This window comes from Sandarakinorhabdus sp., assembly GCF_040398665.1.
In the GTDB taxonomy this organism is placed as follows: domain Bacteria; phylum Pseudomonadota; class Alphaproteobacteria; order Sphingomonadales; family Sphingomonadaceae; genus Sandarakinorhabdus.
Genome location: NZ_JBBATQ010000015.1, coordinates 1 through 26290, shown reverse-complemented (window position 1 = coordinate 26290; position 26290 = coordinate 1). Strand labels below are relative to the sequence as shown.

General features: G+C 67.9%; 28 protein-coding genes and 1 pseudogene. 14 read left to right on the top strand and 15 right to left on the bottom strand.

Translation table 11 applies throughout. From position 1 onward, the window contains the following. Positions 1-58: 58 nt before the first annotated feature. A complete protein-coding gene (locus ABWP22_RS15165; protein ID WP_353200827.1) occupies positions 59-1516 on the bottom strand; it encodes a DUF8689 domain-containing protein in 1458 nt (485 codons plus the stop codon). A 74-nt stretch (positions 1517-1590) separates the two neighbouring features. Continuing rightward, positions 1591-2286: a GntR family transcriptional regulator gene (locus tag ABWP22_RS15160; protein ID WP_353200826.1), complete on the bottom strand. Its 696-nt coding sequence runs from the start codon at positions 2284-2286 to the stop codon at positions 1591-1593. A gap of 89 nt (positions 2287-2375) precedes the next feature. Here ABWP22_RS15160 and ABWP22_RS15155 point away from each other — a divergent pair, with 89 nt between their 5' ends. Together ABWP22_RS15155 and ABWP22_RS15150 are read left to right on the top strand one after the other, a co-directional pair. Further along, positions 2376-2756, top strand: a complete 381-nt coding sequence (locus ABWP22_RS15155) for a hypothetical protein (protein WP_353200825.1) — start codon at positions 2376-2378, stop codon at positions 2754-2756. Then, positions 2756-3208 carry a GNAT family N-acetyltransferase gene (locus tag ABWP22_RS15150; RefSeq protein ID WP_353200824.1) on the top strand — a complete coding sequence of 151 codons (453 nt, stop codon included), beginning with the start codon at positions 2756-2758 and terminating at the stop codon, positions 3206-3208. The genes ABWP22_RS15155 and ABWP22_RS15150 overlap by 1 nt, the downstream gene beginning before the upstream one ends. On the opposite strand, the gene aroB is transcribed toward ABWP22_RS15150, so the two are convergent. After that, positions 3209-4306 carry a 3-dehydroquinate synthase gene (gene aroB, locus ABWP22_RS15145; protein ID WP_353200823.1) on the bottom strand — a complete coding sequence of 366 codons (1098 nt, stop codon included), beginning with the start codon at positions 4304-4306 and terminating at the stop codon, positions 3209-3211. It lies immediately after the preceding gene. After that, a complete protein-coding gene (locus ABWP22_RS15140) occupies positions 4303-4962 on the bottom strand; it encodes a shikimate kinase (RefSeq protein ID WP_353200822.1) in 660 nt (219 codons plus the stop codon). The genes aroB and ABWP22_RS15140 overlap by 4 nt, the downstream gene beginning before the upstream one ends. A gap of 76 nt (positions 4963-5038) precedes the next feature. Here ABWP22_RS15140 and ABWP22_RS15135 point away from each other — a divergent pair, with 76 nt between their 5' ends. The 8 genes from ABWP22_RS15135 (at position 5039) to ABWP22_RS15100 (ending at position 14287) form a co-directional block, all read left to right on the top strand. Continuing rightward, on the top strand, positions 5039-6823 hold the full coding sequence (locus ABWP22_RS15135) for a hypothetical protein (RefSeq protein ID WP_353200821.1): 1785 nt from the start codon (positions 5039-5041) through the stop codon (positions 6821-6823). Between the two features lie 47 nt (positions 6824-6870). Continuing rightward, positions 6871-7734: a tyrosine recombinase gene (locus tag ABWP22_RS15130; RefSeq protein ID WP_353200859.1), complete on the top strand. Its 864-nt coding sequence runs from the start codon at positions 6871-6873 to the stop codon at positions 7732-7734. Positions 7735-7813: 79 nt separating this feature from the next. Next, positions 7814-8917 (top strand): NADH:flavin oxidoreductase, encoded by a 1104-nt coding sequence (locus tag ABWP22_RS15125; RefSeq protein WP_353200820.1) that lies wholly within the window; start codon positions 7814-7816, stop codon positions 8915-8917. Positions 8918-9052: 135 nt separating this feature from the next. Then, positions 9053-9754 carry an NUDIX hydrolase gene (locus ABWP22_RS15120; protein ID WP_353200819.1) on the top strand — a complete coding sequence of 234 codons (702 nt, stop codon included), beginning with the start codon at positions 9053-9055 and terminating at the stop codon, positions 9752-9754. Further along, the gene (gene recF / locus ABWP22_RS15115) at positions 9754-10851 is read left to right on the top strand and encodes a DNA replication/repair protein RecF (protein WP_353200858.1); all 1098 of its coding nucleotides are present in this window, start codon (positions 9754-9756) and stop codon (positions 10849-10851) included. The genes ABWP22_RS15120 and recF overlap by 1 nt, the downstream gene beginning before the upstream one ends. 35 nt (positions 10852-10886) lie before the next feature. Next, the gene (gene gyrB, locus ABWP22_RS15110) at positions 10887-13283 is read left to right on the top strand and encodes a DNA topoisomerase (ATP-hydrolyzing) subunit B (RefSeq protein WP_353200818.1); all 2397 of its coding nucleotides are present in this window, start codon (positions 10887-10889) and stop codon (positions 13281-13283) included. 66 nt (positions 13284-13349) lie between these two features. Continuing rightward, on the top strand, positions 13350-13772 hold the full coding sequence (locus ABWP22_RS15105) for an antitoxin Xre/MbcA/ParS toxin-binding domain-containing protein (RefSeq protein ID WP_353200817.1): 423 nt from the start codon (positions 13350-13352) through the stop codon (positions 13770-13772). Continuing rightward, entirely contained in the window at positions 13769-14287 is a 519-nt protein-coding gene (locus ABWP22_RS15100) for an RES family NAD+ phosphorylase (RefSeq protein ID WP_353200816.1), read from the top strand. The genes ABWP22_RS15105 and ABWP22_RS15100 overlap by 4 nt, the downstream gene beginning before the upstream one ends. Before the next feature lie 9 nt (positions 14288-14296). On the opposite strand, the gene ABWP22_RS15095 is transcribed toward ABWP22_RS15100, so the two are convergent. From ABWP22_RS15095 to ABWP22_RS15085, 3 genes are all read right to left on the bottom strand, one after another. Beyond that, entirely contained in the window at positions 14297-15208 is a 912-nt protein-coding gene (locus ABWP22_RS15095) for an aminoglycoside phosphotransferase family protein (protein ID WP_353200815.1), read from the bottom strand. 3 nt (positions 15209-15211) lie between these two features. Beyond that, positions 15212-16309: a P1 family peptidase gene (locus ABWP22_RS15090; protein WP_353200814.1), complete on the bottom strand. Its 1098-nt coding sequence runs from the start codon at positions 16307-16309 to the stop codon at positions 15212-15214. Positions 16310-16556: 247 nt separating this feature from the next. After that, a complete protein-coding gene (locus tag ABWP22_RS15085; protein ID WP_353200813.1) occupies positions 16557-16925 on the bottom strand; it encodes a UrcA family protein in 369 nt (122 codons plus the stop codon). A gap of 294 nt (positions 16926-17219) precedes the next feature. On the opposite strand from ABWP22_RS15085, the gene ABWP22_RS15080 reads away from it, so the two are divergent. Next, positions 17220-17645: an RrF2 family transcriptional regulator gene (locus tag ABWP22_RS15080; protein ID WP_353200812.1), complete on the top strand. Its 426-nt coding sequence runs from the start codon at positions 17220-17222 to the stop codon at positions 17643-17645. A gap of 31 nt (positions 17646-17676) precedes the next feature. Here the strand turns inward: ABWP22_RS15080 and ABWP22_RS15075 are convergent, their stop codons facing one another. From ABWP22_RS15075 to mscL, 3 genes are read right to left on the bottom strand one after another with little or no spacing between them, the layout of a single operon-like run. Continuing rightward, positions 17677-18132, bottom strand: a complete 456-nt coding sequence (locus tag ABWP22_RS15075; protein ID WP_353200811.1) for an META domain-containing protein — start codon at positions 18130-18132, stop codon at positions 17677-17679. 4 nt (positions 18133-18136) lie between these two features. After that, the gene (locus ABWP22_RS15070) at positions 18137-18925 is read right to left on the bottom strand and encodes a bestrophin-like domain (protein ID WP_353200810.1); all 789 of its coding nucleotides are present in this window, start codon (positions 18923-18925) and stop codon (positions 18137-18139) included. After that, positions 18922-19368: a large conductance mechanosensitive channel protein MscL gene (gene mscL, locus ABWP22_RS15065; RefSeq protein WP_353200809.1), complete on the bottom strand. Its 447-nt coding sequence runs from the start codon at positions 19366-19368 to the stop codon at positions 18922-18924. Before mscL ends, ABWP22_RS15070 begins: the two co-directional genes overlap by 4 nt. Before the next feature lie 52 nt (positions 19369-19420). Here mscL and ABWP22_RS15060 point away from each other — a divergent pair, with 52 nt between their 5' ends. From ABWP22_RS15060 to ABWP22_RS15050, 3 genes are read left to right on the top strand one after another with little or no spacing between them, the layout of a single operon-like run. Then, complete coding sequence (locus ABWP22_RS15060) at positions 19421-20086, top strand: LemA family protein (RefSeq protein ID WP_502951137.1); 666 nt, start codon at positions 19421-19423, stop codon at positions 20084-20086. A 28-nt stretch (positions 20087-20114) separates the two neighbouring features. Beyond that, positions 20115-20915 carry a TPM domain-containing protein gene (locus ABWP22_RS15055; RefSeq protein WP_353200807.1) on the top strand — a complete coding sequence of 267 codons (801 nt, stop codon included), beginning with the start codon at positions 20115-20117 and terminating at the stop codon, positions 20913-20915. Then, positions 20915-21583 carry a TPM domain-containing protein gene (locus ABWP22_RS15050; RefSeq protein ID WP_353200806.1) on the top strand — a complete coding sequence of 223 codons (669 nt, stop codon included), beginning with the start codon at positions 20915-20917 and terminating at the stop codon, positions 21581-21583. The genes ABWP22_RS15055 and ABWP22_RS15050 overlap by 1 nt, the downstream gene beginning before the upstream one ends. Before the next feature lie 11 nt (positions 21584-21594). Here the strand turns inward: ABWP22_RS15050 and ABWP22_RS15045 are convergent, their stop codons facing one another. From ABWP22_RS15045 to ABWP22_RS15025, 5 genes and pseudogenes are all read right to left on the bottom strand, one after another. Continuing rightward, complete coding sequence (locus ABWP22_RS15045; protein WP_353200805.1) at positions 21595-22986, bottom strand: hypothetical protein; 1392 nt, start codon at positions 22984-22986, stop codon at positions 21595-21597. After that, complete coding sequence (locus ABWP22_RS15040) at positions 22983-23378, bottom strand: hypothetical protein (protein ID WP_353200804.1); 396 nt, start codon at positions 23376-23378, stop codon at positions 22983-22985. Before ABWP22_RS15040 ends, ABWP22_RS15045 begins: the two co-directional genes overlap by 4 nt. A gap of 111 nt (positions 23379-23489) precedes the next feature. Beyond that, the gene (locus ABWP22_RS15035; RefSeq protein ID WP_353200803.1) at positions 23490-24053 is read right to left on the bottom strand and encodes a class I SAM-dependent methyltransferase; all 564 of its coding nucleotides are present in this window, start codon (positions 24051-24053) and stop codon (positions 23490-23492) included. After that, a complete protein-coding gene (locus ABWP22_RS15030; protein ID WP_353200802.1) occupies positions 24050-24661 on the bottom strand; it encodes a glutathione S-transferase family protein in 612 nt (203 codons plus the stop codon). Before ABWP22_RS15030 ends, ABWP22_RS15035 begins: the two co-directional genes overlap by 4 nt. A gap of 62 nt (positions 24662-24723) precedes the next feature. Then, a pseudogene (locus ABWP22_RS15025) lies at positions 24724-26076 on the bottom strand (MFS transporter); the annotation flags it as partial. Positions 26077-26290 lie beyond the last annotated feature (214 nt).

Below are 26290 nucleotides of genomic sequence, written 5' to 3'. Positions count from 1 at the left end.
GCGAGGCCGCGCCGCGTGGTCCGGTATGATATTGCCATGCGCGCTGCCCGCCAAAGCCTCACGCCACCCGCGCCAATGTCCCCGGCTCACCCCCACCGCCGCCCACGGTAAGATTGTCGAGCGCCAGCGCGACCAGATCCGGCGTCAACATCGGCGGGATCGCCTTGAAGCGCGCCGAGGCGATGATCTGCTCGATCAGAAAGCGCGGCTGATAGGCGGCGAGCGCGAGGCCGTGGGTGACGGTCAATTCGCGCTCGATCTCGATGATCTGGCTGTCGTCGGCGGCAATGCCATGGCTGGCGGCGACGCCCTTGAAGATGCGGCGCCAGGCGGGCGAAGACGGCGGGCCGATTTCCAATTTGTAGGGGATGCGGCGCAGGAAGGCCGGGTCCATCAGGTCGGCCGGCGCCAGATTGGTGGAGAAGATCACCACCGTCTGGAACGGCACCCGGAAACTCTTGCCGGTGGCGAGCTTCAGATAATCGACCTTGTTTTCCAGCGGCACGATCCAGCGGTTGAGCAATGCGGTGGGGGAGACCATCTGGCGGCCGAAATCGTCGATCAGCAGGCAGCCGCCAGCGGCCTTCATGTGCAGCGGCGCCACATAGAAATTGCCGCCGGATTCATGCTTCAGATCGAGCATTTCCATGGTGAGTTCGCCGCCGGTGATGATGAACGGCCGGCGGCACGCCACGAAGCGGCCATCGGCTTCGTCGCGGTACAGCGACGTCACCAGCCGCGGCCGGGCGAGCGCGTTGGGATCGACGGGCTGGTGCACATCGGGATCGAACACCGTCATCACCTGGCCTTCGACCAGCACGGCATGCGGGATGTGGATGATCTGGCGGAACACGCGTTCCAGCCGCTGCGCCACCGAGGTCTTGCCGTTGCCCGGCGGCCCATACATCAGCAGCGCGCGGCCCGACGTGACCGCGGGGCCGAGCTTGTCGACCAGCACATCGGCAATCTCCAGGCCTTCGAAGGCCCGGCGCATGCACGGCACGTCGATCACTTCGTTGGTGACCTTCTGGCGTTCGAGCCAATGCGCATAGACCTCCAGCGGCACCGGCGCCGGGCCGATATAGCCGGATCGTGACAGCGCCTCGCGCGCGCGGGTCTTGCCGGCGTTGGTGAGTTGGTGGCGCATCATCAGCCCGGCGCCGCCCAGCGCCACTGTCAATTGCCCGCGCACCGCCGCTTCCAGCAGATCGGTGACCAGCCGGGGCGACAGCCGCACCGCCGCCGACAGATCGGCCACGGTTTCGGCGGGGCCGAGAAACAGGAATTTCAGCAACAGATCGATGAGGAAATTTTCGGGCAGGCCGGTGTCTTCGATGGTCGCCGGCTCCACCGGCACACCGTCACAGAAACGGGCCAGTTCGTCGGCAGTGATGGCACCCACCGCCACCAGATTGGGCCCCAACCGGCCGCCGTCCTCGTGCTGCCGATCAAGGGCGCGCGCGATATCGGCTTCGCTGACCACGCCGGCCGCGACCAGCAATTCCCCGATCCGCATAAGCACCCCCGCACCAGCCCGATATCGTCCTTACGGCAGAAGTGTTTAGCAATGATTTCGCCGCCGCCGCAGCCTCACCGGATCGGCACATCGCCCATGCCATCCATCACGCGGGCGAGCACGATGGCGCGAGCGTGTTCGATGTGCGCGGTGGCGGCCTGTTCAGCAGCAGCGGCATCCCCGGCCGCGAAGGCCGCCAGCAAGGCCGCATGGCCATCGTCGGCAGCGGCGCGGTCGCCATGTTGGGATCCAGGCCCGAACAGGCCCAGATGCACCAGCCGCTCGCCTTCGTCGGCCAGCGCATCGAGGATGGCAATCAGCCTGGCATTGCCGGTGGCCGCTGCAATGGCATGGTGGAAGGCCCGGTTGGCCGCAACGAAGCCCAGTTGCGCTGCGGCGGTGCGCGCGTCCTGTGGCGGCTGGTTGATCCGCCGCAGCGCCGGCACGTCGATCCGCCCGGTGGCCAGCGCCGCGGCCTTGGGCTCGGTGATCAACCGCACCTGGAACAGATCACGGATGGACTGCACGGTCACCGCCGCCACCGTATAGCCATGGCGCGCGACGGGCACGACCAGGCCCTGTTCAGCCAACCGGGTGAGTGCGGCCCGCGCCGCCGCCCGCGCCAGGCCAAATCGCAACGACAGGCCGGCTTCGGAAAAGCGGCTGCCCGGCGCCAGGCGGCACGCCACGATCTCGGCCTTGATCATCCCGAAGGCCGCATCGCTTTGCCGTGCGGCTGGATCGTCGTTGCCGGTGCCAGGTGTGGCCATGCTGCCTCCGTGATCTCGACTGCCACTTGATCCTTGATCGCTGACATGTCACAAGCATGTCAGCCTTTGTCAACACGAGTCCGCTCGCCATGACCGCCGCCAACATCATTGCTGCCCTGTGCTGGACCGGGCTGGGCCTGATTCACCTCACGCCGGCTGTAGCGCTGGTACAGCCGGCCTTGATCAGCCGCTTGTACCGTGTGCCACCAGGCAGCGCGACTTTCCTGCTGCTGCACCACCGTGCGGCGCTGTTTCTGGTGATCGTGCTGGTCTGCGCCTGGGCGGTGTGGCGGCCGGACGTGCGGCCGCTGGCGAGTGTGGCGGTGGCGACATCGATGCTGTCCTTCCTGTGGCTGTTCGCGGCCGCTGGTCAGCCGGCGGCGCTGCGCCAGATCGCGCTGGTCGATCTCGCCGGCCTGCCGTTGCTGGCCGTGGCGGCGTGGCTGGCGTTTCGGCCATTGGGTGCCTGATGGCCATCCGCATCGCCCCATTGCAACCAGCGGACGCAACCGATTGGCGGCGGCTGTGGACGGCGTATCAGACATTCTATGGCGTCACGCTGTCCGAAGCGGTGTTTGACCGCACGTGGCAGCGACTGCTCGATCCAGCCCACGGCATGTATGGCGCGCTGGCGCGGCGTGACGGTGGCCCGCCGGTGGGCCTGGTGCACTGGCTGCGCCAGCCGACCTGCTGGGATGTGCACGACAGTTGCTATCTGCAGGATCTGTATGTGGACCCAGCGCTGCGCAGTGGCGGCGTCGGCGGTGCGTTGATCGCGCATGTCGTGGCCGATGCTGCGGGGTTCGGCGCGGCGCATGTGCGCTGGCTCACCCACGAAACCAACGCGCAGGCGCGAAGGCTCTATGATCGGGTGGCGACGCGGTCGGGATTTGTCGATTACCGCATCCCGATTCCGCGCTGATCAGGCGGCCAATTCTTCGGTCAGAAACGCCTCGACCTCGCCCAGAGGCACGTCCTTGGCCACGAAGCTGTTGCCCAGCGCGCGCGGCAGGATGAAGGGCAGGGTGCCGGCGGTCATCTTCTTGTCTTGCCGCATGTGGTGGATCAGTTCGGCGGCGCTGGTATCAAGGCCGAGCGCGGCGGGATGGATGACAAAGCCCATGGTGGCCAGATGCGCATCGACGCGCGCGGCATCGGCGGCCGAAATCAGCCCGCGCCGCGCCGCGAAGCGATGCGCCAGCGCCATGCCCAGCGCCACCGCCTCGCCGTGCAGCAACCGGTCGCCGAACCCTGCCGCGGCCTCGAACGCATGGCCGAAGGTGTGGCCCAGATTGAGCAGGGCGCGAATATCGTCCGTCTCGCGCTCATCGGCGGCGACCACGGCGGCCTTGGCGCGGCAGCCATGGGCAATGGCATGGGTCTGCGCTGCGGTGTCGCCGGCCAGCACGGCCGCACCATTGGCTTCGCACCAGGCGAAGAACGCGGCATCGTTGATCAGGCCATATTTCACCACCTCGGCATAGCCGGCGCGCAGGTCGCGCAGGGGCAGCGTGGCCAGCACTTCGGGATCGATCAGCACGGCCGACGGCTGGTGAAAGGCGCCGACGAGATTCTTGCCGGCAGCGGCGTTGATCGCGGTCTTGCCGCCGACGCTGCTGTCCACCTGCGCCAGCAAGGTGGTGGGCACCTGCACGAACCGGCAGCCGCGGCGCAGGATGGCGCAGGCAAAGCCGGTGAGATCGCCGATCACGCCGCCGCCCAGCGCCACCACCGCATCACCGCGCTCGATGCCCAGCGTCAGCAGCCGTTCGACCACCAGTTGCAGATGTGCCCAATCCTTGGTGGCTTCGCCCGGCGGAAGCACGATCGGTTCCAGCACGATATCGGGCAGGCCGGCCGCCAACGCATCCAGATACAGGGGCGCCACGCTGGCATCGGTCACCACCGCCAGACGGCCACCGCGGGCAAACCGGCCCAGCACCGGCGCGGCATTGCCCAGCAGTCCGGCCTGGATGGTGATCGGATAGGCCCGCGCGCCGAGCGCGACATCGACGATCATGTGGCCTCTCCCGCCTCGATGTTGGTGGCATTCGCGGCGGCCAGCGCCGTGATGATTGCTTCCACCATGTCGTGGTGCGGCCCCGGCCGGCTGAGCACCTGGATCGGGGCCAGCGCATAAACCGGATTGCGCACCGCGGCCAGCTCGGCGAGCGCCACACCGGGATCGCGCCCGGCCAGCAGCGGCCGGCCGCCGCGCCGTCGCACCCGATCGACCAAAGTGGACACTTCGGCGTTCAGCCACACGGCCTGGGTGCGTGCCAGGATCAGTTCCCGGGTTTCCGCGTGCATGAAGGCGCCGCCGCCGGTGGCAATCACCTTGGGGACGCCATCGATCAGCCGCGCGATCACCCGGCGCTCCCCGTCGCGAAAATGCGCCTCACCAAAACGTGCGAAGATTTCCGGGATATTGAGCCCGGCGGCGGCTTCGATTTCGGTGTCGGCATCGGCAAACGGCAGGCCCAGCCGCAGCGCCAGCCGCTTGCCGATGCTGGATTTGCCGGCGCCCATCAGGCCGACCAGCGTGATCGGCCGGCGCGCTGCCAGCGCCAGCCGGTCGGTCACCGGTGCAGCGGCAGGGGTTGGCGCCGGGGTCGTGCCCTCGCCAAGGATTTTCGGGTCGCCGTCCATCGTCTGCACCGCTATACACGCGGCCATGGCGACAGCAAACCTGGGGGCAAGCCTTGGGGCAAACATGGGCCCATTCAGGGCGCACCGGGCACGGCGCGGCCTGATGCTGGTGGCTGCGCTGCTGGCTGCGCCGGCGGGCAGCCAGCCGGCGGACAAGCCGAAATCGCTGCTGCCGCCGGGCTTTGACGTGCCGGCATCGTCACCGGCTGCTGCACCGGCGCCGCTGTTGCCCGGCGTCGCGCCGCCAACAGCGCCCAGCGCCAATGCTTCCGGCGCCGATGTGCCGCCGCTGCTGTCCGACGCGCCTGCCGATGGCATGGTGCTGCCGCCCGAGGCGGCCGATCCCTTTGCCGCGCGCGCCGCGCTGCCCCCCGGCGCACCGATCGGGGTGTTTCCGGCCGAGACCAAAGGCGGCTTTGGCAATGACAGCTTTGCCGGCAGCAATGGCCGGTTCCTGGCCGTGCTGGCGGCGCGCATCACCCGGCCGGTGGCCTCGCGCTGGGCGGCGATCGCGCTGCGCCGCGCGCTGCTGGCGCGCGTGCCGGGCCCGCGCGGGCTTGGCGATGGCGATTGGGTGGCGGCCAGATCAGGCCTGCTGCTGCGCCAGGGCGAAGTGGATGGCGCCCGCCGGCTGATCGATGTGCTGCCCGTCGATCGCTTCACGCCGGCCACCTATGCGATGGCCGCGCAAGTCTCGCTGGCGGCGGCCGACATCGCCGGCCTGTGCCCGATCGCCGCCACCGGGCGCGCGCTGACGCCGGGGCCGCTGTGGGATCTGGCCTATGGCATGTGCGCGGCGATGGAGGGGGATGAGCTGACGTCGGCCAACATCATCGATGTGCTGCGCGGTCAGCGCCGCCGCGTCGCGCCCTTCGACGTGCGGCTGGCGCAGCGCGTTGCCGTGCTGGCCGGCGGTGCCGGACGCAGCGGCCGCGCCGATGGCGTGAACTGGGAGGAAGTGGAGGGGCTGACCGTCTATCGTTACGGCGTCGCCACGGCCGCCGGGGTGCCGGTGCCGGCGGATCGCCTGGCCGCATTGGGCCCGGCCCATGCGGGCTGGGTGGTGCGCAATCCGGCAGTGAGCGGCGAAACCCGGCTGGCATTGCTGCGCGCTGCGGCCATGCAGGGCAATCTATCCACTGCCGAACTGGCCAGCGGCGTGTCGGCGTTGTCGCCGGCCGATGCCAATGGCGGGTTTGCATCCGGCAGCCGTGCCGCCAATCTGCGCGATGCCTTCACCGCCGGCGCGCCGGCCGCGCGCGCGGCCGCGATGGCCGCGATCCGCGCAAGCGTGTCGGCGGGCGGCGATGCCTATGGCGCACTGCTGGAAACCGCGACGGCCGCTGCGGCCTTGCGTCCGGAGGCGGCGCTGGCCAGCGATTCCCCCGCCATCATTGCGGCGTTGCTGGCCGCCGGCAACGAGCGCGCCGCATCGCGCTGGTGGCCCATCGCCAGGGCCGCCGATGACGACGCGAGGGTGCGCGCCTGGGCCTTGCTGGCGGTCGGCAGCGACGTGTCGGCATCCTTGGGTTCGTTCAAGGAATGGCGCAGCGGCACCGATGCTTCGCCGCGCAGCGCCGGCATACTGCTGGCCGCGCTCAGCGGGCTGGGCGCGGCGCGGGGCCAGGATTGGGACGGGCTGCGCCGCGAACTGATCACGCCCACCCCCGGCCGCTGGCGCACCGCCATCGACAACGCCGCCCGCCGCGGCGCCGCGGGCGAAGTCGCCCTGCTCGCGGCCACCGGCCTGCAGGGCGGTTGGGCCGATGTGCCGCCCGCGCATATCGAGGCGATTGTCGCTGCGCTGGTGGCGACCGGACACCGCGCCGAAGCCCGGCATTTTGCCGCCGAAGCCGTCACCCGGGCTGCCGGGGGCCTGCCGGCTTGAGCGCCAACATCGGCGATCCGCAGGCGATCGCCCTGTTCCTCGATGCCATGGCCGCCGAACGTGGTGCCGCGAAGAACACGCTGCTCGCCTATGGCCGCGATCTTGCCCAGGCCAGCGAATTTCTCGGCGGCCGGCTCGCCGCGGCAGACGCCGCCGCGCTCGCCGTGCTGGCACGCCATTGGGCACCGCTGGCCCGCGCCAGTGCGGCGCGCAAGGGCTCGGCGGTGCGGCAGTTCCTGGCGTTTCTGGCATCGGAAGGCATTCGCGGCGATGATCCGGGGCGCGATCTCGCGCTGCCCCGCGCCGCCCGGCCATTGCCCAAGACGCTGGGGGCCGGCGACGTCGAGCGCCTGTTTGCCGCGCTGGCCGAACAGGTGGCGGCAAAGCCAGACGATCCGCGCACGCTGCGGCTGAGTGCGCTTGTCGAACTTCTCTATGGCTCCGGCCTGCGCGCCACCGAGCTGGTGGCCTTGCCGCGCAGCGGCGTGCGCGCCGGGCGCGGCCACATGGTGGTGCTGGGCAAGGGCGGCAAGGAACGGCTGGTGCCGATCAGCCGCCGCGCCGAAGCCGCCGTGCTGGCCTGGGCCGTCCATGTGCATGTCACCAGCCGCTTTCTCTTTCCATCAGGGCGGCGCGGCAGTGCCGACGCGCACCTGACACGACTGCGGCTGTGGCAGTTGATCCGCGCACTGGCAGCGGCGGCCGGCATCCCGGCGACGCGCATTTCCCCGCACGTGCTGCGCCATGCCTTTGCCACCCACCTGCTGGAAGGCGGCGCCGATCTGCGCATCGTGCAGACCTTGCTGGGCCATGCCGATATCGCCACCACGCAGATCTATACCCATGTCGCCGCCGCGGCGCTGGTGGAACTGGTCAACCGCTGCCATCCGCTGGCGCAGACGCCCGAATGACGGGGCCGATAACGGGGCCACACCCCCATGAAGAAAAGATGAGGTTCCCTTGCACGCGCGCCCCGGCTAACCAGCGGCCATGAGCACCGAAACCCTTTTCCGCCCCTTCACCCTGAATGGCCTGACGCTGCCCAACCGCATCGCCATGGCCCCGATGACGCGCAGCTTTTCACCGGGCGGCATTCCGCGCGAGAATGTGGCGGAATATTATCGCAAGCGCGCTGCCGGCGGTGTTGGCCTGATCATCACCGAAGGGACCGCCATCGAGCGCACGGGCGCCGCCAACGACCCCAATGTGCCGCATTTCTTTGGCGACGCGCTCCCGGGCTGGGGCGAAGTGGTCAAGGCCGTGCACAGCGAAGCCGGCCTTATCGCGCCGCAATTGTGGCATGTCGGCGCCCTGCCCAATCGCCGCAACCCCAAGGCTGAAACCGCCGAAAGCCCGTCGGGCGTCTATATGGCCGACCGGGAGAATGGCGTTGCCATGACCGATGCGGACGTCGCCGACGCCATCGCCGCCTTCGCCCGCGCCGCCGGAGACGCCAAGAATCTGGGTTTCGATGCGGTGGAACTGCACGGCGCCCATGGCTATCTGATCGATCAGTTCTTCTGGGACGTCACCAACCAGCGCGGCGGCGCCTGGGGCGGCCCGACCCTGCCCGAACGCGCGCGCTTTGCCGCCGAGATGCTGAAGGCCGTGCGCGCCGAAGTTGGCCCGGATTTCCCGGTGATCATCCGGCTGAGCCAGTGGAAGCAGCAGGATTTCGGCTATCGGCTGGCGCCGTCGCCTGCTGAACTTCTGGCGTGGCTGGCACCGCTCGCCGATGCCGGCGCCGATGCCTTCCATTGTTCGCAGCGTCGTTTCTGGGAACCGGAGTTTCCCGAAATCGACGGCCCGGACGGCCTCAACTTCGCCGGCTGGGCCAAGAAGCTCACCGGCAAGGCCACGATCAGCGTCGGCAGCGTCGGCCTTTCCGGCGAATTCATCGCCGGCATGGGCGGCGAAGCCTCGCAGCCCGCCAGCCTGGATGGCCTGATCGCCCGCATGGAGCGCGATGAATTTGATCTGGTCGCAGTGGGCCGCGCGCTGATCGTCGATCCCGATTGGGCGCACAAGGTGCGCGATGGCCGCTTTGGCGAGTTGACGGATTATACGGCGGCGGCGCTGGGCACGCTGGTCTGAACGACTGCGTTCGGGCCTGGCGGCCACCCCTCCTGGAACGGGAGGATCAATCAACTCCCCCCCTTTCAGGGGAGGTGGCGCCCGAAGGGCGACGGAGGGGTGACGCCCGCGCCGTCAATGCGCTACGGTCCGCCCATGAAGGTCGATGAAGACAATGTGCCCATCCTTGCCGGCCGCTCGCTGCGGCCCAAGGATGCTGCCACCCTGCTGGTGATCCGCCGCGATGGCCCCGCCCCCCGCGTCCTGATGGGCCGGCGGGCCAAGGGCCATGTGTTCATGGCGCAGAAATGGGTGTTCCCCGGCGGGCGGCTGCACCCATCCGATTACCGCGTCGCCGCCGCCAGCGAACTTGGTGACGACACGGCGCGCCGCCTAGGCCAGACCGCGCCGGGACCAAGGGCTTTGGGCCGCGCCCGCGCGCTGGCCACGGCAGCGGTGCGCGAATTGTTCGAGGAAACCGGCCTGGTGCTGGGCGCGCCCGGCGCGGCGCGCACCAGATCGCCGGAATGGCGTGACTTTCTCGCCACCGGCCACCTGCCGCATCTCGCGCCGCTCAGCTTCGTCGGCCGCGCCATCACGCCGCCGGTGCGCCCGCGCCGCTTCGATGCGCGCTTCTTCACGGTCGATGCGCAACATCTTGTCAGCCTCGATCCCACCGCCGGCTGCGGCGAGCTTGATGAAATCGCCTGGTTCGATTGGGACGCCGCCGCGCAGCTCGATCTGCCCAGCATCACCCGCGCCATTCTCGCCGATGTCGCCGCGCGGCTGGATGACCCGACGCGGCCGATCCCCTATCACCGCTTCGATCGCGGCCAGCACCGGCTGCTGATGCTGTGATCGCGGCGATCACCCGGCTGTCCCTCAGTGATTTTCGCAACCACGCCGCCGCCAGCCTTGCCGCCGCGCCGGGCCTGGTGGTGATCACCGGCGAAAATGGCGCCGGCAAGACCAACATCCTCGAAGCCATTTCCCTGCTCGTACCCGGCCGCGGCCTGCGCGGCGCCGCCCTGTCAGACGCCGCACGCCACGCTGGACCCGGCGGCTGGAGCGTGGCGGCGACACTCGCAACAGCGGCCGGTGAGGTGCAGATCGGCACCGGCACACAGGCCAGCGCGCCCGATCGCCGACTGGTGCGCATCAATGGCGCCAATGCCAGCGCCGCGTCCCTCGGCGAATGGCTGGCGCTGGTGTGGCTCACCCCCGCCATGGACCGGCTGTTTTCCGACAGCGCCGGGGCGCGCCGGCGGTTTCTGGATCGGCTGGTGCTGGCGCTGCACCCCAGCCACGGCGCGCGCGTCAATCGATATGACGCTGCCATGCGCGAACGCAGCCGACTGCTCGCTGGCGATACGCCGGCCGATCCGGTCTGGCTGGCCGGGTTGGAAGCCGACATGGCCAGCCACGGTGCCGCCATCACCGACGCGCGGGCCGATGTGGTGATGGCACTCGCCGGCCAGGCCGCCGCTGCGCAGGATGGTCCCTTTGCCCGGCCACTGATCAAGCTTTCGGGCGATGATCCGGAAGATCTCGCCGCCCGGCTGGCCAAGGGCCGTGCCCGCGACGCCGCTGCTGGCCGCGCGCTCGAAGGCCCGCACCGCGCCGATCTGATCGTCACCCACGCCGCCAAGGCGATGCCGGCGGCGCATTGCTCCACCGGCGAGCAGAAAGCGCTGCTGATCGCCATTGTGCTCGCTCATGCCGCCCTGGTCAGCCAGCGCCACGGCCGCCCGCCGATCCTGCTGTTGGATGAAATCGCCGCGCATCTGGATGCGGAACGCCGCGAAGCGCTGTTCGCCCGGCTGGCCGCCATGGGGGTGCAGGCCTGGGCCACCGGCACCGATGCAGACCTGTTTGCCGGCGCCAACCCCGCCACCCACCTGTGCCTGGCGGATAGCCAAATCTTTCCTCGCGCGCGTGCGCACGAGTCTCTATAGCCATTGGGATTGACCTTCAACGATCAGGCAAAATCTTGTCCGACAATCCAAAAGCCCACAACAGCGAAGATTATGGCGCCGACAGCATCAAGGTGCTGCGCGGGCTGGACGCGGTGCGCAAGCGCCCCGGCATGTATATCGGCGATACCGACGATGGTTCGGGCCTGCACCACATGGTGTTCGAAGTGTCGGACAATGCCATTGATGAAGCGCTGGCCGGCTATTGCGACCGCATCGACATCAGCCTGAACCCCGATGGTTCGGTCAGCGTGACCGACAATGGCCGCGGCATCCCCACCGGTATCCACGCCGAAGAAGGCGTGTCGGCCGCCGAGGTCATCATGACCCAGCTGCACGCCGGCGGCAAATTCAACAACAGCGACGACAATGCCTACAAGGTGTCGGGCGGCCTGCACGGCGTGGGCGTGTCGGTGGTCAACGCGCTGTCGGAATGGCTGGAATTGACCATCTGGCGCGACGGCGAAGAACACTGGATGCGCTTTGCCCATGGCGACGCGGAAGGGCCATTGGTCGTGCGCGGGCCATCCGGCGGCAAGCGCGGCACCCGTGTGACCTTCTTCCCCAGCATCGCCACCTTCCGTGCCATCGATTTCGATTTCGCCCGGCTGGAGCATCGCTTCCGCGAACTGGCGTTCCTGAACAGTGGGGTGCGGCTGTTCCTCACCGACGCCCGCCATGCCGAAGGCAAGGTGGTGGAGCTGTATTACGAAGGCGGCATCGCGGCGTTCGTGCAGTATCTCGACAAGTCGAAGACCGCGCTGATCCCGGAACCCATTGCCATCACCGGCCAGGCCAATGACATCGGGATCGAAGTCGCGCTGGAATGGAACGACAGCTATTACGAACAGGTGCTGTGCTTCACCAACAACATCCCGCAGCGCGATGGCGGCACGCACCTGGCCGCCTTCCGCGCCGCGCTGACCCGCACGCTCAATCAATATGCCGAAAAATCCGGCCTGCTGAAGAAAGAGAAAGTGTCGCTCACCGGCGATGACATGCGCGAAGGCCTGACTGCCATCGTGTCAGTGAAGTTGCCCGATCCGAAATTCTCCAGCCAGACCAAGGACAAATTGGTGTCCTCCGAAGTGCGCCAGCCGCTGGAAAGCCTTATGGCGGACCGACTGGACGTGTGGCTGCAGGAACATCCCGCCCACGCCAAGACCATCGTCGCCAAGATCATCGACGCCGCCGCCGCCCGCGAAGCCGCCAAGAAGGCGCGCGACCTGACGCGGCGCAAGGGCGCGCTTGATATCGCCTCGCTGCCCGGCAAGCTCGCCGACTGCCAGGAGCGCGATCCGGCCAAATCCGAACTGTTCCTGGTCGAAGGCGACAGCGCCGGCGGCAGCGCCAAGCAGGGCCGCAACCGCCAGTATCAGGCGATCCTGCCCTTGCGCGGCAAGATCCTCAACGTGGAGCGCGCACGGCTCGATCGCATGCTCGGCAGCCGCGAAATCGGCACGCTGATCCAGGCGCTGGGCACCAGCATCGGCACGGAATTCAACCTGGAAAAACTGCGCTATCACAAGATCATCATCATGACCGACGCCGATGTGGACGGCGCCCATATCCGCACGCTGCTGCTCACCTTCTTCTTCCGCCACATGCCGACACTGATCGATGCCGGGCATCTCTTCATCGCGCAGCCGCCGCTCTACAAGGTTGCGCGCGGCCGATCGGAAGTCTATCTGAAGGACAATCCGGCGCTTGAGGATTATCTGGTCGAGGCCGGCACCGGCAATCTGGCGCTGATGACCGCCGCCGGCCCGCGCTCCGGTGCCGATCTGGCGTCGCTGGTCGATCACGCCCGCCGCATGCGCGCGTTGATGGATTATGTGCCGCGCCGTTACCCGGCGCATGTCGTGGAGGCGCTGGCGCTCAATGGCGCGCTTGCCGCCGCCAGCGAGTCCGCCGCGCAGGCCACCGCCGCCTGGCTGAATGTCGCCGAAACCGAAGGCGGCAAATGGACGGCGCGGCTGTCCGTGGACGGCGGCTATCAGGTGGAACGCGCCTGGCGCGGCGTCACCGATTATCATGTCATCGATGGCGCGTTTCTGACCGCCCCGGAAGCCCCGCGCCTGCACGCGCTGGTCACCCAGGAAGCCGCGGCCTATGCGGCGCCCGCCATGCTCGGCACGATGCGGGTCACCCGCCCCTCCGATCTGCTGGCCGGCGTGCTCGAAGCCGGGCGCAAGGGCCTGGGCGTGCAGCGTTACAAGGGCCTTGGTGAAATGAACGCCGAGCAATTGTGGGAAACCACGCTCGATCCGGCGGCGCGCACCCTGCTGCGCGTGGACGTGGACGAAGCGGCCGAAGCCGACGATATCTTCGCCAAGCTGATGGGCGATGTGGTGGAGGAGCGCCGCGCGTTCATCCAGGAAAATGCGCTGAACGTGGCGAACCTGGACGTCTGACCGCTCGCTTGTGCATTTGCTCCTATTGTCCCATATAGTGTCCCGATAACTGGCGGAGTTTGGGACATGGGCGTCGCGACCACACGCAATAACCCTGGGCGGCTCGCGGAAAAACTGCCTGCGCGATCCGGTTCCGGTTTCGTCACGCACTTCACCGGTACCAGCGGTGCCGTCGATGTCGATCGCGTCGCTGATGCCTTCCGGATGACCAAGGGTCAGTTGGCCGACACCATCGGGCTGGGCGTCGCCACCATCAGCAAATCCGACCGCAAGACAGCCCCGCGCACGCAGACGCGCGTGCTGGAAATGCTGGAGATCGTCGCGCTGGTCCGCGAGTTCGCGGGCGGCGAGACGCAGGCGATGGCCTGGTATCGATCCCAGCCGATCCCGGCACTGGATGGCCGCACGGCCGAAGCACTGGTCAAATCCGGTGAAGCCGCTGCCGTGCGTGATTATCTCGATCATCTGGCGTTGGGCGGTTTTGCTTGAGATTTCAGGGGCGTGGCTTTTGCGGCCATGATCCGAGATGGTCGTTCGCGCCGCTGTCGGGCGACGGCGCCGCCAAGCGCGGTGGCCGCTTCAACCGCGCCGGCGAGCCGACGCTCTATCTGGCGCTGGAGATCGTCACTGCGGTGAATGAATGCATGCAGGGCCTCGGCCAGCGGCTGCAACCACTGCTGATCTGCGAATATGACGTGGATTGCGAACCCATTGCCGATCTGGGCACCGACAGCAGCCGGGCCACACTCGGGATAGATCTGGCCGATCTGGCATGCGGCTGGCTGACCCACATGCGCGCGGGCCGCGAGCCGCCATCGTGGCGGGTGGTGGATGCGCTCAAGCGTCAGGGCTTTGCCGGGATGATCGCCCCCAGCTTCGCGCCCGGCGCTGGGTCCGACGCTCTGAACTTGATCCTGTGGCGGTGGGGCCCCGATTTGCCGACGCAAGTGACCGTGCATGACCCGAGCGGCCGCTTGCCCAGCAATCAGCGATCCTGGCGCTGAAGACGAACTTCAGCCCGGAACTTCGGCCAAAATGCTGGCAATGATGGCCTGGCACTGATCCCGGCCAGCCGGATTGGTGCCGGGCAGGCCAGCCAACACGATCAACGCCTTCCACAAGGCCCAGGCGGCACCGCGCTGGATGGTCGCTGCATCCAGCCCGCAGCCATCCAGAAAGATCCGGCGCGCCGGCGCATCGAACCAGCGCCAGGCGATGGCCAGATCGCAGGCGGGATCGCCCACGGCGCAGCCGCCGAAATCGATCACGGCGGCCAGCCGGCCCCCGCGCACCAGCAGATTGTCGGGCGCGATATCGCCGTGCAGCCAGCGTGCCGGTCCGGTCCATGGGGTGGCCAGCGCCGCCTGCCAGCAGGCCAGGGCGGCAGTGCCATCAATGGCGGCACCGAGGACGGCAATTGCGGTTCGCGTTTCCTGGTCATAGATCGCCAATGGGCCACCACGGTGGAAGTTGCGCCTGCACGGTGGCGGACCGCCGTGCGCGTCCAGCTTGTGCAAAGCGGTCAGGAAGGCTGCCAGATCGCTGGCCAATCCATTTTGATCGGCGATGGCGGCGCCGTCAGCCGGCGCGCCGGGCAGCCAGCGATAAATTGACCAGGGCCAGGGGAAGTCCGCGGTCGGCTGGCCGAATGCCACCGGCTGCGGGATGGGCAGCGGCAGCTGCGGCGCCAGCCAGGGCAGCCACTGCTGCTCAATGGCGACTTGCGCGGCATAATGTTCGGCGGTGGGCAATCGGACGAGCAGATCGTCACCCAGCCGGAAACTGGCGTTGTCCCAGCCAGGGCGGGCAACGGGCTGCACATTCAGTTCGGCCAGTTGCGGGAATTGCCCGGCGATCATCGCCCGCACAAGTTCCGGCGGCGGCGCGACACGGCCAGCAGCAAGGCGGATCAGATCAACCGCCATGGTTCAGCGGGCACCCAGCAACCGCCGTACCGTCCCCGCATCCACGGCCGGCACGCGGCGCATTTGCCCGGTCGCCGGATCGCGGCTGCTGACGGGCTCGGCCATCAACAGGCTGTTCGCGATGGCTTCTTCGGTTGCATCCGCGACCGCGACGAACAGCAGCGAGATATTGTCGTTGCCCACATCCGGCGCGGCCGTGGTGGCGGCGCGGCGGGCGGGGCTGCGGCGCACATCGGGGTGCGTGGAAAACGCGATGGCATAATCGCCCGAACCATTGGAAAAGGCCGATCCGGTGCGCGCCAGGCCCACCATCGCGCGCGCCGCCAGCCGTTCGAGGTTGCGATCCGACAGCGGCGCATCGGTGGCGACCACGATCATGATCGAGCCATCGGCGCTGGCCGGCGCGGCAGCAGGCGGCGGCAGCACCGGCACCCCGCCCAGAATCAGCCGGCCGCCATAATTGCTCTGCACCAGCACGCCGACCGTGAAACCCTGCGGCGTCACCCGCGACGAGGTGCCAATGCCGCCCTTGTATCCGAACGCGATGGTGCCGCGCCCGGCGCCGACTGCGCCTTCTGAAACCGGGCCGGCTGTCGCCGCCGCAATCGCCCGACGTGCGTCAGCCACGGTCACGGCACGAGCGCGGATATCGTTCAGCCCGCCATCATTGGTTTCCCCGACCACCGCGTTCACCGATCGCACACCTTCATTGCCCGGCTGTGCCAGCGTGTGTTCGATGATGGCGGCGGCGGCTTCCGGCACGTTCAGCGTGTTGGTCAGCAGGATCGGTGTTTCGATCTCGCCCAGTTCACGCACCTGGGAAAGCCCCATCAGCTTGCCAAAGCCATTGGCGACGAAGATCGCCGCTGGCACCTTGTCGGCAAAGATATTGCCGCCGTGCGGCAGGATCGCGGTCACGCCGGTGCGGATGGTTTCATCCCTGTCGATGGTCACCTGGCCGACCAGCACACCCGGCACGTCGGTGATTGCGTTCAGCGCACCGGTTGGCAGTGGCCCCGGCGCGATGCCGAGGGCGCGGGCCCGCTCGGCAAGCGCGGGCGTGGCGGACAGGACAAGCAGAGCGGTGAGAGCGATGCGCATCACGCCATCATGACGCGCTGCTCTCAAAAATAAAGTGTCGCCCGGCAGGAAGGGAAAGACCTGCCGGGCGACACCGTCATGATGCGTCCGAGGGGGGCGGGAGAACGCACCAGAGCTGGGAAGCCGTGGGAAATTGGGGGGCGCTTTGGTCCGGCGGTGCGCTGATGGGGGCAACAGGCGCACCGCAGGCCGGATCGGCGGACAGGGACGGCCCCTGCCACTGCCCGCCGTGGGTCACATCAGCCGATCAGCCCGCCAGCTTGCCCGAGGCGATCGCCGCCATGGTGGTGTTGCGGGTCACCCGCAGCGCTTCGTTGTAGCAACGATTGGCCTGCGAGGCGGCGTGGGGGTCCTGCTCGCTGTTGCTGCACACGGCGCGCGCTGCGATGCGCAAGCGGGTTTCCAGTTGCGTCTGGCCAGCCTTCGAACCCAGGTTGATATCGGCAAAGGCGACATGGGCGATGCGCTGGCCATCGGCGTTGACGCCGTAGGTGATCGGCGACGCGGTGGCGGCCTGGGCCGGAGCCGTGGCGGCGCCGACGCACAGGCCAGCGAACAGCAGCGTGCCAGCCAGGCCGGCAAAGGTGCGGGAGAAACTGTGGGTCGAAGCGAACATGATAGGGGACCTTTCTCGATTGTTCGGCCTGCCGGACCATCCGGCTGCCGATATCACATGCTTTGCAACGCCCGTGCCAAGTGCTGGCAATAATCTTTAAATCAATGAAACCAGTATGTTGGCGGAATAACTGTATTACTCAATGATGACACACTTGTTCAGCAATGCGAAACATTGGCGCATTTTCCCATCTTTCGGCGTCGATTGCGCTTGGCATTCCGCGCTTGGCACGCGCGGAGACTCCATGGGGCGGGTTGGCAGCAATCCCTTGCCGGTGCATAGGATAACGGTCCCATGCTTACCCAACGCTCCCGCTATGCGTTACGCGCGCTCATCTTCATCGCCCGGACCAACGGAGTGGCGCCGGTGCCGATCTCGATGATTGCCGCCGATCAGAAACTGCCGCGCAAATTTCTCGAAGCCATCCTGCTCGAGCTCAAGAATGGCGGCCTCGTCACCAGCTATCGCGGCAAGCTGGGCGGCTATCGCCTCGCCCGCCCCGCCGGGCAGATCAGCTTTGGCGAGATCATCCGCCAGATCGAAGGCCCGCTGGCGCTGGTGCCGTGCGTATCGGTTTCGGCCTATCAACGCTGCGTGGATTGTTTCGAGGAAGCGACCTGCGTGATCCGCAAGACGATGATCGAGGTGCGCGAACAAACCGCCAATATCCTGGATCACACCTCATTGGCCGACCTGTCGATCGATCGCGCGGCGGCCTGATCCCGTTTGCCGGCGGCTTTGACCGCCAGATTCAGCGGGCAGGCGGCCGCCGCAGGCGCAGCCGGCGGCCATCTGCGGTTGCCAGCACCGCCTCCCCGCTTGTCGTGAACACCAGGCTGGTCACATCGGCCAGCGCCGCGAGGAACCGTTCCTCCACCGCCAGCACCGCTGGCGCGCAGGCCATTCTCGTGCCCGCGAACGGCCCAAGCTTCAGCATGCGGCCTTCCTGCGCCCATCGCCCGCTGAACCGGTTGCAGCCGCTGCTGCCAGCCACCGTGCTATTGTTCTGATCACCGCCGTCGAAGCGCAGGGTGATCACCGGATCGGGCGCGCCGCCGCCATTCAGATCGGCCAATTGCCATTCGCCTTCCAGGTTGCCGGCCACCACCGGCGGCTGGCCCGACAGGGCCTGCTTCAGTTGACTGCGCTGTTCACGACAGCCGGGCAACAGGGCAAGCAACACAAAGGCAAGGGCAAATGCACGCATCACATCACTCCTGCGGTGCCGGCACGGCGATGGCAAGCTGTGCTGCCAATTCCACCAACGCCGATTGATCGACCAGGATGGCACCATCGGCCGGCCGATCGAGATCGAGGATCAGCATGACGGTGAGCGCCATCAGCAAGAACAGCACGCCCGACGCAAAGCGGTGGCGATGGCCGTGCGCGGCCAGCACATAACCCAGCAGGAAACAGGCGACGCTGGCGAAAAACACCAGCAGGATCATCACCTCGCCCGGCACGCGCGCCGCCACCGATTTTTCGCGCGTGGTGCCGGTATCGAGCACGGCGTTGACCGCTGCGACCAGATTGGCGGCGCGGGCGCCGTCCAGCCCGGCCTGGGCCAGGCCGGTGATACGCCACACCTGGTCGCGCAAGCGGGCGGCATTGGCCAGTTTTTCGGTTTCGGTTGGCAGCGGGCTGGTCTGCCGCACCTGTGCATAGGCACCGAGCGCCTGTTGCAGGTGCGGGCCGTGCGGTGCCGGCACCAGCCCGGCGCGCAGCCAGGCGGTGCCGATGTCATTGGCTTCCTGCACCACCAGTTGCCGTCGTTCGTCATAGCGGCCCAGCGCCATGGAGAAGGTGAAGCCGAGCAGCAGCGCCAGCACCAGCAGCGCGGTCGACAACACCTGCGTTTCATCCTCGGCCGATCCGCTGCCGCCAAAGCGCCGGTGCAGGCGAAAGCCGAGTTCGGACGCCAGGAAGAACAGCGCCACCAGCACCGCCGGCACGGCCGCCAGGGGCACCTGATCGAGCAGGCCGGCCAGATTGGAGATCAACCGCGGCCCTTCCGCAATTCGTCGCGGATTTCGGCGAGCAACGCTTCGGACGGCGTGGGGGGCGACGGTTCGGCCGGCGCGGCAGGGGCTGGCGCCGGTGCCATCGCCTTGTTGGCGGCCTTCACCATCAGGAAGATCACCCAGGCGATGATCAGGAAATTCAGCAGCGCGGTAAGGAACTTGCCATAGCCGAACAACGCGACTCCGGCTTTCTTCAGCGCTTCATAATCGGTGGGGCTGCCCGCGTAGTCGGCGGGGATATCGCCCAGCACCAGGAAAAGCCCGGTGAAATCGGCGCCGCCACTGAAAAGACCGATGATCGGCATCACCAGATCTTCGGTGAAGCTGGTGACGATGGTGCCGAACGCCGCGCCGATGATCACCGCCACCGCCAGATCGAGCACGTTGCCGCGCGCAATGAACGCCTTGAATTCCTGAAACACCGGGCATGCCCCCCTTGAATATTCCAACAGCGCACTATCTCATGTCATGCGCATGGTTCACAGTTTGACCACGCCGACCGCTTTGCGCAAGCCGGCGACCTGTCTGGAGACGTTCGTGAGCAACAAGAATTTCCGCCGACCCGCCGCTTTGGCCGCCCTTGCCGGCACCGCCCTGCTGCTGTCCGGCTGCGGCGTGAACAGCATTCCCGCCAAGGAAGAAACCGTGAAGGCGCGCTGGGCCGATGTGGAAAACCAGTATCAGCGCCGCGCCGATCTGATCCCCAATCTGGTCAGCACCGTGAAAGGCTATGCCGCCCAGGAAAAGGATGTGCTGGAAAGCGTGACCAAGGCGCGCGCCAGCGCCAGCCAGGTGACGGTGGACCCGACCAAATTGTCCGATCCGGCGCAGTTGGCGGCGTTTGATCAGGCGCAGGGCGCGCTCACCCAGTCGCTCGGCCGGCTGCTGGTGACGGTGGAAAAATACCCCGATCTGAAATCCAACGAACAGTTCGCCACGCTGATGAGCCAGTTGGAAGGCACCGAAAACCGCATCGCGGTGGCGCGGCGCGATTACAATGGATCGGTGCAGGATTATAACACCGAAATCCGCACCTTCCCCAGCCTGATCACCGCCAAGGTCATCTATGGCGCCGAACCGATCGCGCCGTTTAAGGCCACCACTGTCAATGCTGACAAGGCACCGGAAGTGAAATTCTGAGCCCCGCCGCGCGGGGAGAGAGTTGACCATGAACCACGACCGCCAGATGCGGCGGATGGGCCTGATTGCGCTGCTGCTGGCCGTCGTGCTGGCGGTGTTGCAGCTCGCCAGCCCGGCCTTTGCCGCACCCACCTATCCGCCGCTCACCGGCCGCGTGACCGACGCGGCCGGCGTATTGCCGGCCGATGTCGCCGCTGCGCTGGAATCCCGGCTGAAGACGCTGGAAGACACGACCGGCACGCAGTTGGTGGTGGCCACCGTGGCCGATCTCGAAGGCTATGAGATCGACGAATATGGCGTCGGCCTGCTGCGCAGTTGGGGCATCGGCCAGAAAGGCACCAACAACGGCGCCATTTTGCTGGTGGCGCCGGCGCAGCGCAAATTGCGCATCGAAGTTGGCTATGGCCTGGAAGGCACGCTGACCGATGCGGTATCCAGCCAGATCATCCGCCGCACCATCGTGCCGCGCATCAAGTCTGGGGACATGGCGGGCGGCATCGTCGCCGGCGCCGACGCGCTGATCAAGTTGCTGCAATTGCCGCCCGATCAACAGGCGATGGCCGTCGCCAGTGCGGCGCAAGCGCAAAAGGACAGCAAGGACCGGCCCGGACTGGGCGCACTGGTGTGGCTGGTCATCCTGATCGTCTGGATTGTCCTGGCGTCCCGGCCCGGCCGGCGTGGCCGCAGTCGTGGCCCGGTGGTGATCTGGGGCCCTGGCATCGGCGGCAGTTGGGGCGGCGGCGGGGGCGGCTGGGGTGGCGGCGGTGGCGGTGGCTTCGGCGGCGGCGGTGGCTCCGGCGGTGGCGGCGGCGCGTCGGGGGGCTGGTGATGTTGTTCAACGATTCCGATCGCGCCCGCATCGCCCGTGCCATTGCCGATGCCGAGGCGACCACCGCTGGCGAGATCGTGGTGATCGTCAACACGCGGCCGCACCGCTACACGGCGACCATGCTCGCCGCCGCCGTGCTTGCCGCCTTCGTGTTGCCGTTCGGCGCGGTGCTGGCCGGCTGGGCGCCGTCCCTGCTGTTCCCGGATTGGGATGTGCTGGATGCCGCCACGCGCGAACGCCATGCGGTGGAAGGCTTTGTCGCCGCGCAGGCGGTGCTGTTCGTCGCCACATTGGCGCTGGTGGCGGGGCTGCGGCTCGATCGCATCCTTACGCCGCGACCGCTGCGCCGCGACCGCGTCCATCACGCTGCCATGGTGCAGTTCCGTGCTCGCGGCCTGTCGGCGACGCAGGGGCGCACCGGGCTATTGCTCTATGTCGATGAACCCGAACATGTCGCCGAAGTGATCGCCGATGATGGCGTGTTCGCGCTGGTGGCCGCCGATGATTGGGCCGATACGATCGCCGCGCTGATCGATGGCATCAAGGCCGGCCGCGCCGCCGACGGCATGGTGGCCGCGATCACCCGCGCGGGCGCTGTCCTGTCCCGCCACCTGCCGCCGCATGTCGGCGATGTGAACGAACTGCCGGATACGCTGATCGAACTATAGGGGATCGCGCTTCAAGCTGCACTCACCAGCCGCAGCGCCGTCAGGCTGGTGGCGATGCCGGCCAGGCTGCCGGCCGGCCGGCGCAGGCCCGCCGCCGTCACCTGAAGCGCCAATTCGGCGTGGCGCGGCCCCAGCGCCGCCAGCACCGCCGGAGACGCCAGCCGCGTCACATCCAGCCCTGGCACCCCCGCCAGCCGTGCCGCAACAATCGCCGGCAGCGCCGGGTGATCGGGCACATGGCGCGCCAGCCACAGTGCTGCCGCACTGCCCACCGGGCCGGCGGCCACGGCATGATCGACCAGCGCTTCGATCAGCCACACCGCACGGGTTTGACGCATTTGCGCCAAGGCCAGCCCCGGCGCATCCAGCCGGGCCAGCGCCGCCAGCAGCGTCGGCCGTCCCAGCGCGGCGCAATCCTCATCGGCCAGATCCGCCGCGCCATCCTGTTCCAGCCAGCCCGCGAGCAGATTGAGGCCCGCCGCGTTCAGATCGGCAGCTTGCGGCCCGCGCCCGGCCAGCAGGGCACGCACCAGCGCCGTGCGGTTGCGGCGCGAGGCATCGGCATGGTCGGCCAGGCGCGCCAGCAGCGCCGGCACCGGCTCCACGGTCATGTCATGATCCCAGGGCAGCAGCGCAGCACCATCGGTCGCGTGGCGAAACGCCGTCCAGGCTGCCCAAGCCGGCGGCGGCGCGATCACCGGTTCGGGTTCCCCCAGCAGATTGAAGCGCGCCGCCAGATAGGGCATGCCGTTGGGCTGGCGGCGGCCGGGGCCCAGCACCAGCAACTGGCAATCATCCCAGGGATCGAAATCGCCCGCCGGCGGCAGGATCGCAGTCGTTGCCCAGCCGGTGATGCGCGCCGCCTGTTCGGGCGGGCCGGCATTGGCGAGCAGGGTCACCAGCGTCGGCAGCACATCGGCCGCTTCGGGCACGATCACCACCCGGTTGCGCCAGACGACGCCGATATCCTGCCATCCGATGCGCAGCGGCAGCGCCGGCAACAGCGGCGGGATCAGGATCGGGCCGCGGCCGAAACTGCGACTGCCATCGGGTGCCGGCAACACGGGCAACAGCCGTTCGGCGCGGCCATCGATCTGGCCAAGCAGCGTCGGCGTCACCAGCACTGCGTGCGCCTGTGGCAGCGCCCCCGGCCCGATGCCCGCACCGCTCGCCGCACGGATCAGCAGCGCTGCGCCTTGCCCCAGCGGCAGCAGCGCCACGATCGGTGCCTCGCCGCTCCCCGCCCAGTGCGCCAGCGACGCCATGATCTCGTCCAGCCGCAACTGCTGCGCCGCCGTCAGATCCGGCGGCGGGCTGGCGGCAAGCAATTGCCACGGCGCGTCCGCCGCAGGCGGGCCGAGCACCAGCGCCGGCGCCGGCGCCGTCGCCAGCCTGGGAATCATGCCGCCAGCACCAAGCCGGTGACGGCAATCGCCGCGACATTGATGGCGAGCATGGCCCACAGCATCCAATCCGGCACCCGCCGCGCCGCCGTGGCCTCGTGCACGGCCAGCGCGGCCGCCACCGCCGGTTCCACAATTGCCGGAATTCGTGCCGCCAGATGGGGTTCCAGTGCATCGATCACCGCGCCGGCCAGCCGTTCGGCCGATTGCCGCAGTTCGGCCTGGGTGGCGCTGTTGGCTTCGCTGGCGATGGCGGCGGCGATCTTGCCGGTCAACGGATGCGCCTGGCCATCGGGCTGCACTTGCGCCAGATCGGCCACCACAAAGCTGAGCAGTTCGCGGCGCAGGCGCACAAGTTCCGCCTGCTGATCATCCGAAACGCCTGACGCCATGACCCGTCCCGATATTCCCGGGGGCCACTTAACGGCATTTCCACCATTTTGACAATCTTCCGTCAGCAACTTTTGCGGACAAGCTGTTCCATTGGTTATCGTGGCGCCGCGTCAGCGCCGGGCCGTGAACACCACGGCGGGCGGAAGATTGCGCGGTTCCAGCCGCAGCGACAGGTGGGGAAACACCCGCCGCACCTCGGCCAGCCGGGCGGGGGAATATTGATAGCCGATCAGCGCCGCGCCGGGGCCGAGCAACTGCGCCGTCGCCGCCAGCACCGCCGCGCGCACGGCCTGCGGCATCACACCGAGCGGCAGGCTGGAAATCGCCACATCGCACCGGGCGTCCACATGCTGCGCGGCATCGGCGGCCGACACCGCCAGCACGGTCAGCCGCGGATCGGGGATCGTGGTGCGCAGATAATCGGCGAAATCCGGGTTGATCTCGAACGCCGTCAGCCTGGCATCAGGCCGCATCCGCGCCAGCATGGCCCGCGTCACCACCCCGGTGCCTGGCCCATATTCCACCGCGTGGATCACGCGCGCCCAATCAACGCCATCGAGCAGGCAGCGCACCAGCGCGGTTGATGCTGGGGCCACCGCCCCCATCCGGCGCGGATTGGCCAGAAATTGCCGGGCAAACAACAGCGCCGGGCTGGCCATGGCGCGCGCGATCAAGCGGCGGCCGACGGGCGCGCGGCAATGCGCTGTTGCCAGGCTGGCAGCCAGGCCAGACCATCCGGCAGCGGCTGCCCCACTTGCGCGCCAAATTCCACGAAGCAGAACAGCAAGATGTCGGCCAGCGTGAAGCGATCGCCGCAGACGAAGTCACCCGTCATCAGCCCATCGATCCAGCGCAATTTTTCGGCTGCAATCGCCTTCAGCTCCTCCGCAGCCGCTTCGGATACCAGGGTCATGCGCGGCGCGAACATGCGGCGGCCCTGCGAAGCGCGAAAGCCATTGGCCATCGGCTCCACGATGTTCAGATCGATCCGCCGCACCCACATGCGGGTCTGCGCGCGTTGCAGCGCCGTTTCGCCGATCAGCGCCGGACCGGGCTGGGTTTCTTCGAGATATTCGGCAATGGCAACGATCTCGGCGATGATGCTGCCGTCGTCGGTTTCCAGCGCCGGGGTGCTGCCGGTCGGATTGCGCGCGACGAAATCCGCGTTGCGGTTCTCGCCCTTGATGATGTCCACGCTCACGCGTTCAAGCGCAATGCCTTTTTCCGCCGCCACCATCCGCACCACCCGCGGATTGGGCCCCACACTGTCGAACAGGCGCATGGCAAATACTTTCGCTGGTTTTCCCAGCGACACGCATGAGCGCCGACCGCACCAGCGTCAAGTCACGCCTGTTGCTTCGCCGCCCCTGCGTCCAGCGCTGCAACGATGCGCGCCTGCTCGTCCTGCCCGATCGTCCAGCCGCGCGCCAACCAGGCGGCGGTGAGGGCGGTGGCGATCGGCGGCACCAGGAACAGCAGCACCAGGCCGTCAATGGCACTGGCCGTGTTGCCCGCGCCCAATCTGGCATCGAAGCCTACCATATCGAGCACCATATAGGCCAGCCCCACCGGGATCGCGTAGCCCAGCTTTTGCACGCCCACCAGCACCGCATAATAGAGCCCGGCATTGTTGCGCCCGGTGGCCAGGGTTTCGGCATCGGTGACATCGGCCAGCATGGCGCGCACCAGAAACGCCGGCGCCACGGCTGGCAGGCCCGCCAGCAACATGCCGGCCGCCGCCGGCCAGAAATTCTGGCTTGGCGCCAGCACCAGCGCGGCGTGCAGCACGGCATAGCTGCCAATCGCCCACGCCACCGCCATATGCTTGGATGTGCGTCGCGCCACCCAGCCCCATAGCGGCGCGCCGATCAGCCCGGCGGCGAAATAGAACAGCAGCAGCAGCCGCGCCTCCGCCACGCTGAACCCGCGCGCCGCCTCGAAGAAGAAGATCAGCAGCGCGCCACCAAAGCCCGGCGGCAGGCTGGCGAACAGATCGATCAGCAGCAGCCGGCGCAGCAGCGGCCGTTTCAAGGCCATCACGATATCGGCCCAGCCATGCGGATGCTGATGCACCGATTTCGTCTCCCGCACGCCCAGCATGATGGCGGCAAAGGTCGGCACCACCAACAGCAGCAGCACCCAGCCCATGGCATGCACCCCCAGCGATGCTGAAGGCATCCAGCCAAAGCGCGGCGCCAGCGCATTGGCCAGCGGCGGCACCGCCAGCAGGCTGATCAACGCCAGCATGTTGGCGGCCTGCCACCAGCCGAAGATGCGGCTGCGTTCATGATAATCGGTCGAAAGCGCCTGCCCCCAGCTGGTGTGCGAAACCTGCGCCGCCGAAAAGCCGACATACAGCGTCAGCAACCCGGCCAGGGCCAGCCCCGGCGAAATCCCCGGCGCGGCGAAAAACACCATGGCCAGCCCCAGCATCATTCCCAGCCCGCCGCCAAACAGCCACGGCTTGAAACGGCCAAAGCGCGTCTCGGTGCGATCGATCCAGTGCCCGAACGCAATATCGATCGGCAGATCGATCCAGCGCACCACCGAAAACAGGATGCCGACCATCGCCAGATCCAGCCCCAGCGTGCCGGCATAATAAGGCGGCAGATACACCACCAACGGCAGCCCCACGCCGGTAAGCGGCAGGCAGGGCGCGGCAAAGGCCGCCAATGTTCGGCGTTTCAACAACATCGCGGTCCCTCCCCAGGGCCGGGCGCACTTTGCGGCGCGGGGGCGGGCGGTGCAAGCCTGATGGAAAGGGGGTGGCCCTTGCGTTCACGCGCGCGACCCCTCCGTCTCGCTGCGCTCGCCACCTGCCCTGAGGGGGGAGGAACTTATTGATCCTCCCCCCTCAGGGGATCGTTGCATAATCCGACGTTTGGGATTTTTATTCGGTCAGTTTGGCGTT

Bases quoted from the DNA above. Each gene is read 5' to 3' on its own strand.
- ABWP22_RS15165 (WP_353200827.1), bottom strand. From the start codon at position 1,516: ATGCGGATCGGGGAATTGCTGGTCGCGGCCGGCGTGGTCAGCGAAGCC.
- ABWP22_RS15160 (WP_353200826.1), bottom strand. From the start codon at position 2,286: ATGGCCACACCTGGCACCGGCAACGACGATCCAGCCGCACGGCAAAGC.
- ABWP22_RS15155 (WP_353200825.1), top strand. From the start codon at position 2,376: ATGACCGCCGCCAACATCATTGCTGCCCTGTGCTGGACCGGGCTGGGC.
- ABWP22_RS15150 (WP_353200824.1), top strand. From the start codon at position 2,756: ATGGCCATCCGCATCGCCCCATTGCAACCAGCGGACGCAACCGATTGG.
- aroB (WP_353200823.1), bottom strand. From the start codon at position 4,306: ATGATCGTCGATGTCGCGCTCGGCGCGCGGGCCTATCCGATCACCATC.
- ABWP22_RS15140 (WP_353200822.1), bottom strand. From the start codon at position 4,962: ATGGCCGCGTGTATAGCGGTGCAGACGATGGACGGCGACCCGAAAATC.
- ABWP22_RS15135 (WP_353200821.1), top strand. From the start codon at position 5,039: ATGCTGGTGGCTGCGCTGCTGGCTGCGCCGGCGGGCAGCCAGCCGGCG.
- ABWP22_RS15130 (WP_353200859.1), top strand. From the start codon at position 6,871: ATGGCCGCCGAACGTGGTGCCGCGAAGAACACGCTGCTCGCCTATGGC.
- ABWP22_RS15125 (WP_353200820.1), top strand. From the start codon at position 7,814: ATGAGCACCGAAACCCTTTTCCGCCCCTTCACCCTGAATGGCCTGACG.
- ABWP22_RS15120 (WP_353200819.1), top strand. From the start codon at position 9,053: ATGAAGGTCGATGAAGACAATGTGCCCATCCTTGCCGGCCGCTCGCTG.
- ABWP22_RS15105 (WP_353200817.1), top strand. From the start codon at position 13,350: ATGGGCGTCGCGACCACACGCAATAACCCTGGGCGGCTCGCGGAAAAA.
- ABWP22_RS15095 (WP_353200815.1), bottom strand. From the start codon at position 15,208: ATGGCGGTTGATCTGATCCGCCTTGCTGCTGGCCGTGTCGCGCCGCCG.
- ABWP22_RS15090 (WP_353200814.1), bottom strand. From the start codon at position 16,309: ATGCGCATCGCTCTCACCGCTCTGCTTGTCCTGTCCGCCACGCCCGCG.
- ABWP22_RS15085 (WP_353200813.1), bottom strand. From the start codon at position 16,925: ATGTTCGCTTCGACCCACAGTTTCTCCCGCACCTTTGCCGGCCTGGCT.
- ABWP22_RS15080 (WP_353200812.1), top strand. From the start codon at position 17,220: ATGCTTACCCAACGCTCCCGCTATGCGTTACGCGCGCTCATCTTCATC.
- ABWP22_RS15075 (WP_353200811.1), bottom strand. From the start codon at position 18,132: ATGCGTGCATTTGCCCTTGCCTTTGTGTTGCTTGCCCTGTTGCCCGGC.
- ABWP22_RS15060 (WP_502951137.1), top strand. From the start codon at position 19,421: ATGGTTCACAGTTTGACCACGCCGACCGCTTTGCGCAAGCCGGCGACC.
- ABWP22_RS15055 (WP_353200807.1), top strand. From the start codon at position 20,115: ATGAACCACGACCGCCAGATGCGGCGGATGGGCCTGATTGCGCTGCTG.
- ABWP22_RS15050 (WP_353200806.1), top strand. From the start codon at position 20,915: ATGTTGTTCAACGATTCCGATCGCGCCCGCATCGCCCGTGCCATTGCC.
- ABWP22_RS15045 (WP_353200805.1), bottom strand. From the start codon at position 22,986: ATGATTCCCAGGCTGGCGACGGCGCCGGCGCCGGCGCTGGTGCTCGGC.
- ABWP22_RS15040 (WP_353200804.1), bottom strand. From the start codon at position 23,378: ATGGCGTCAGGCGTTTCGGATGATCAGCAGGCGGAACTTGTGCGCCTG.
- ABWP22_RS15030 (WP_353200802.1), bottom strand. From the start codon at position 24,661: ATGCGCCTGTTCGACAGTGTGGGGCCCAATCCGCGGGTGGTGCGGATG.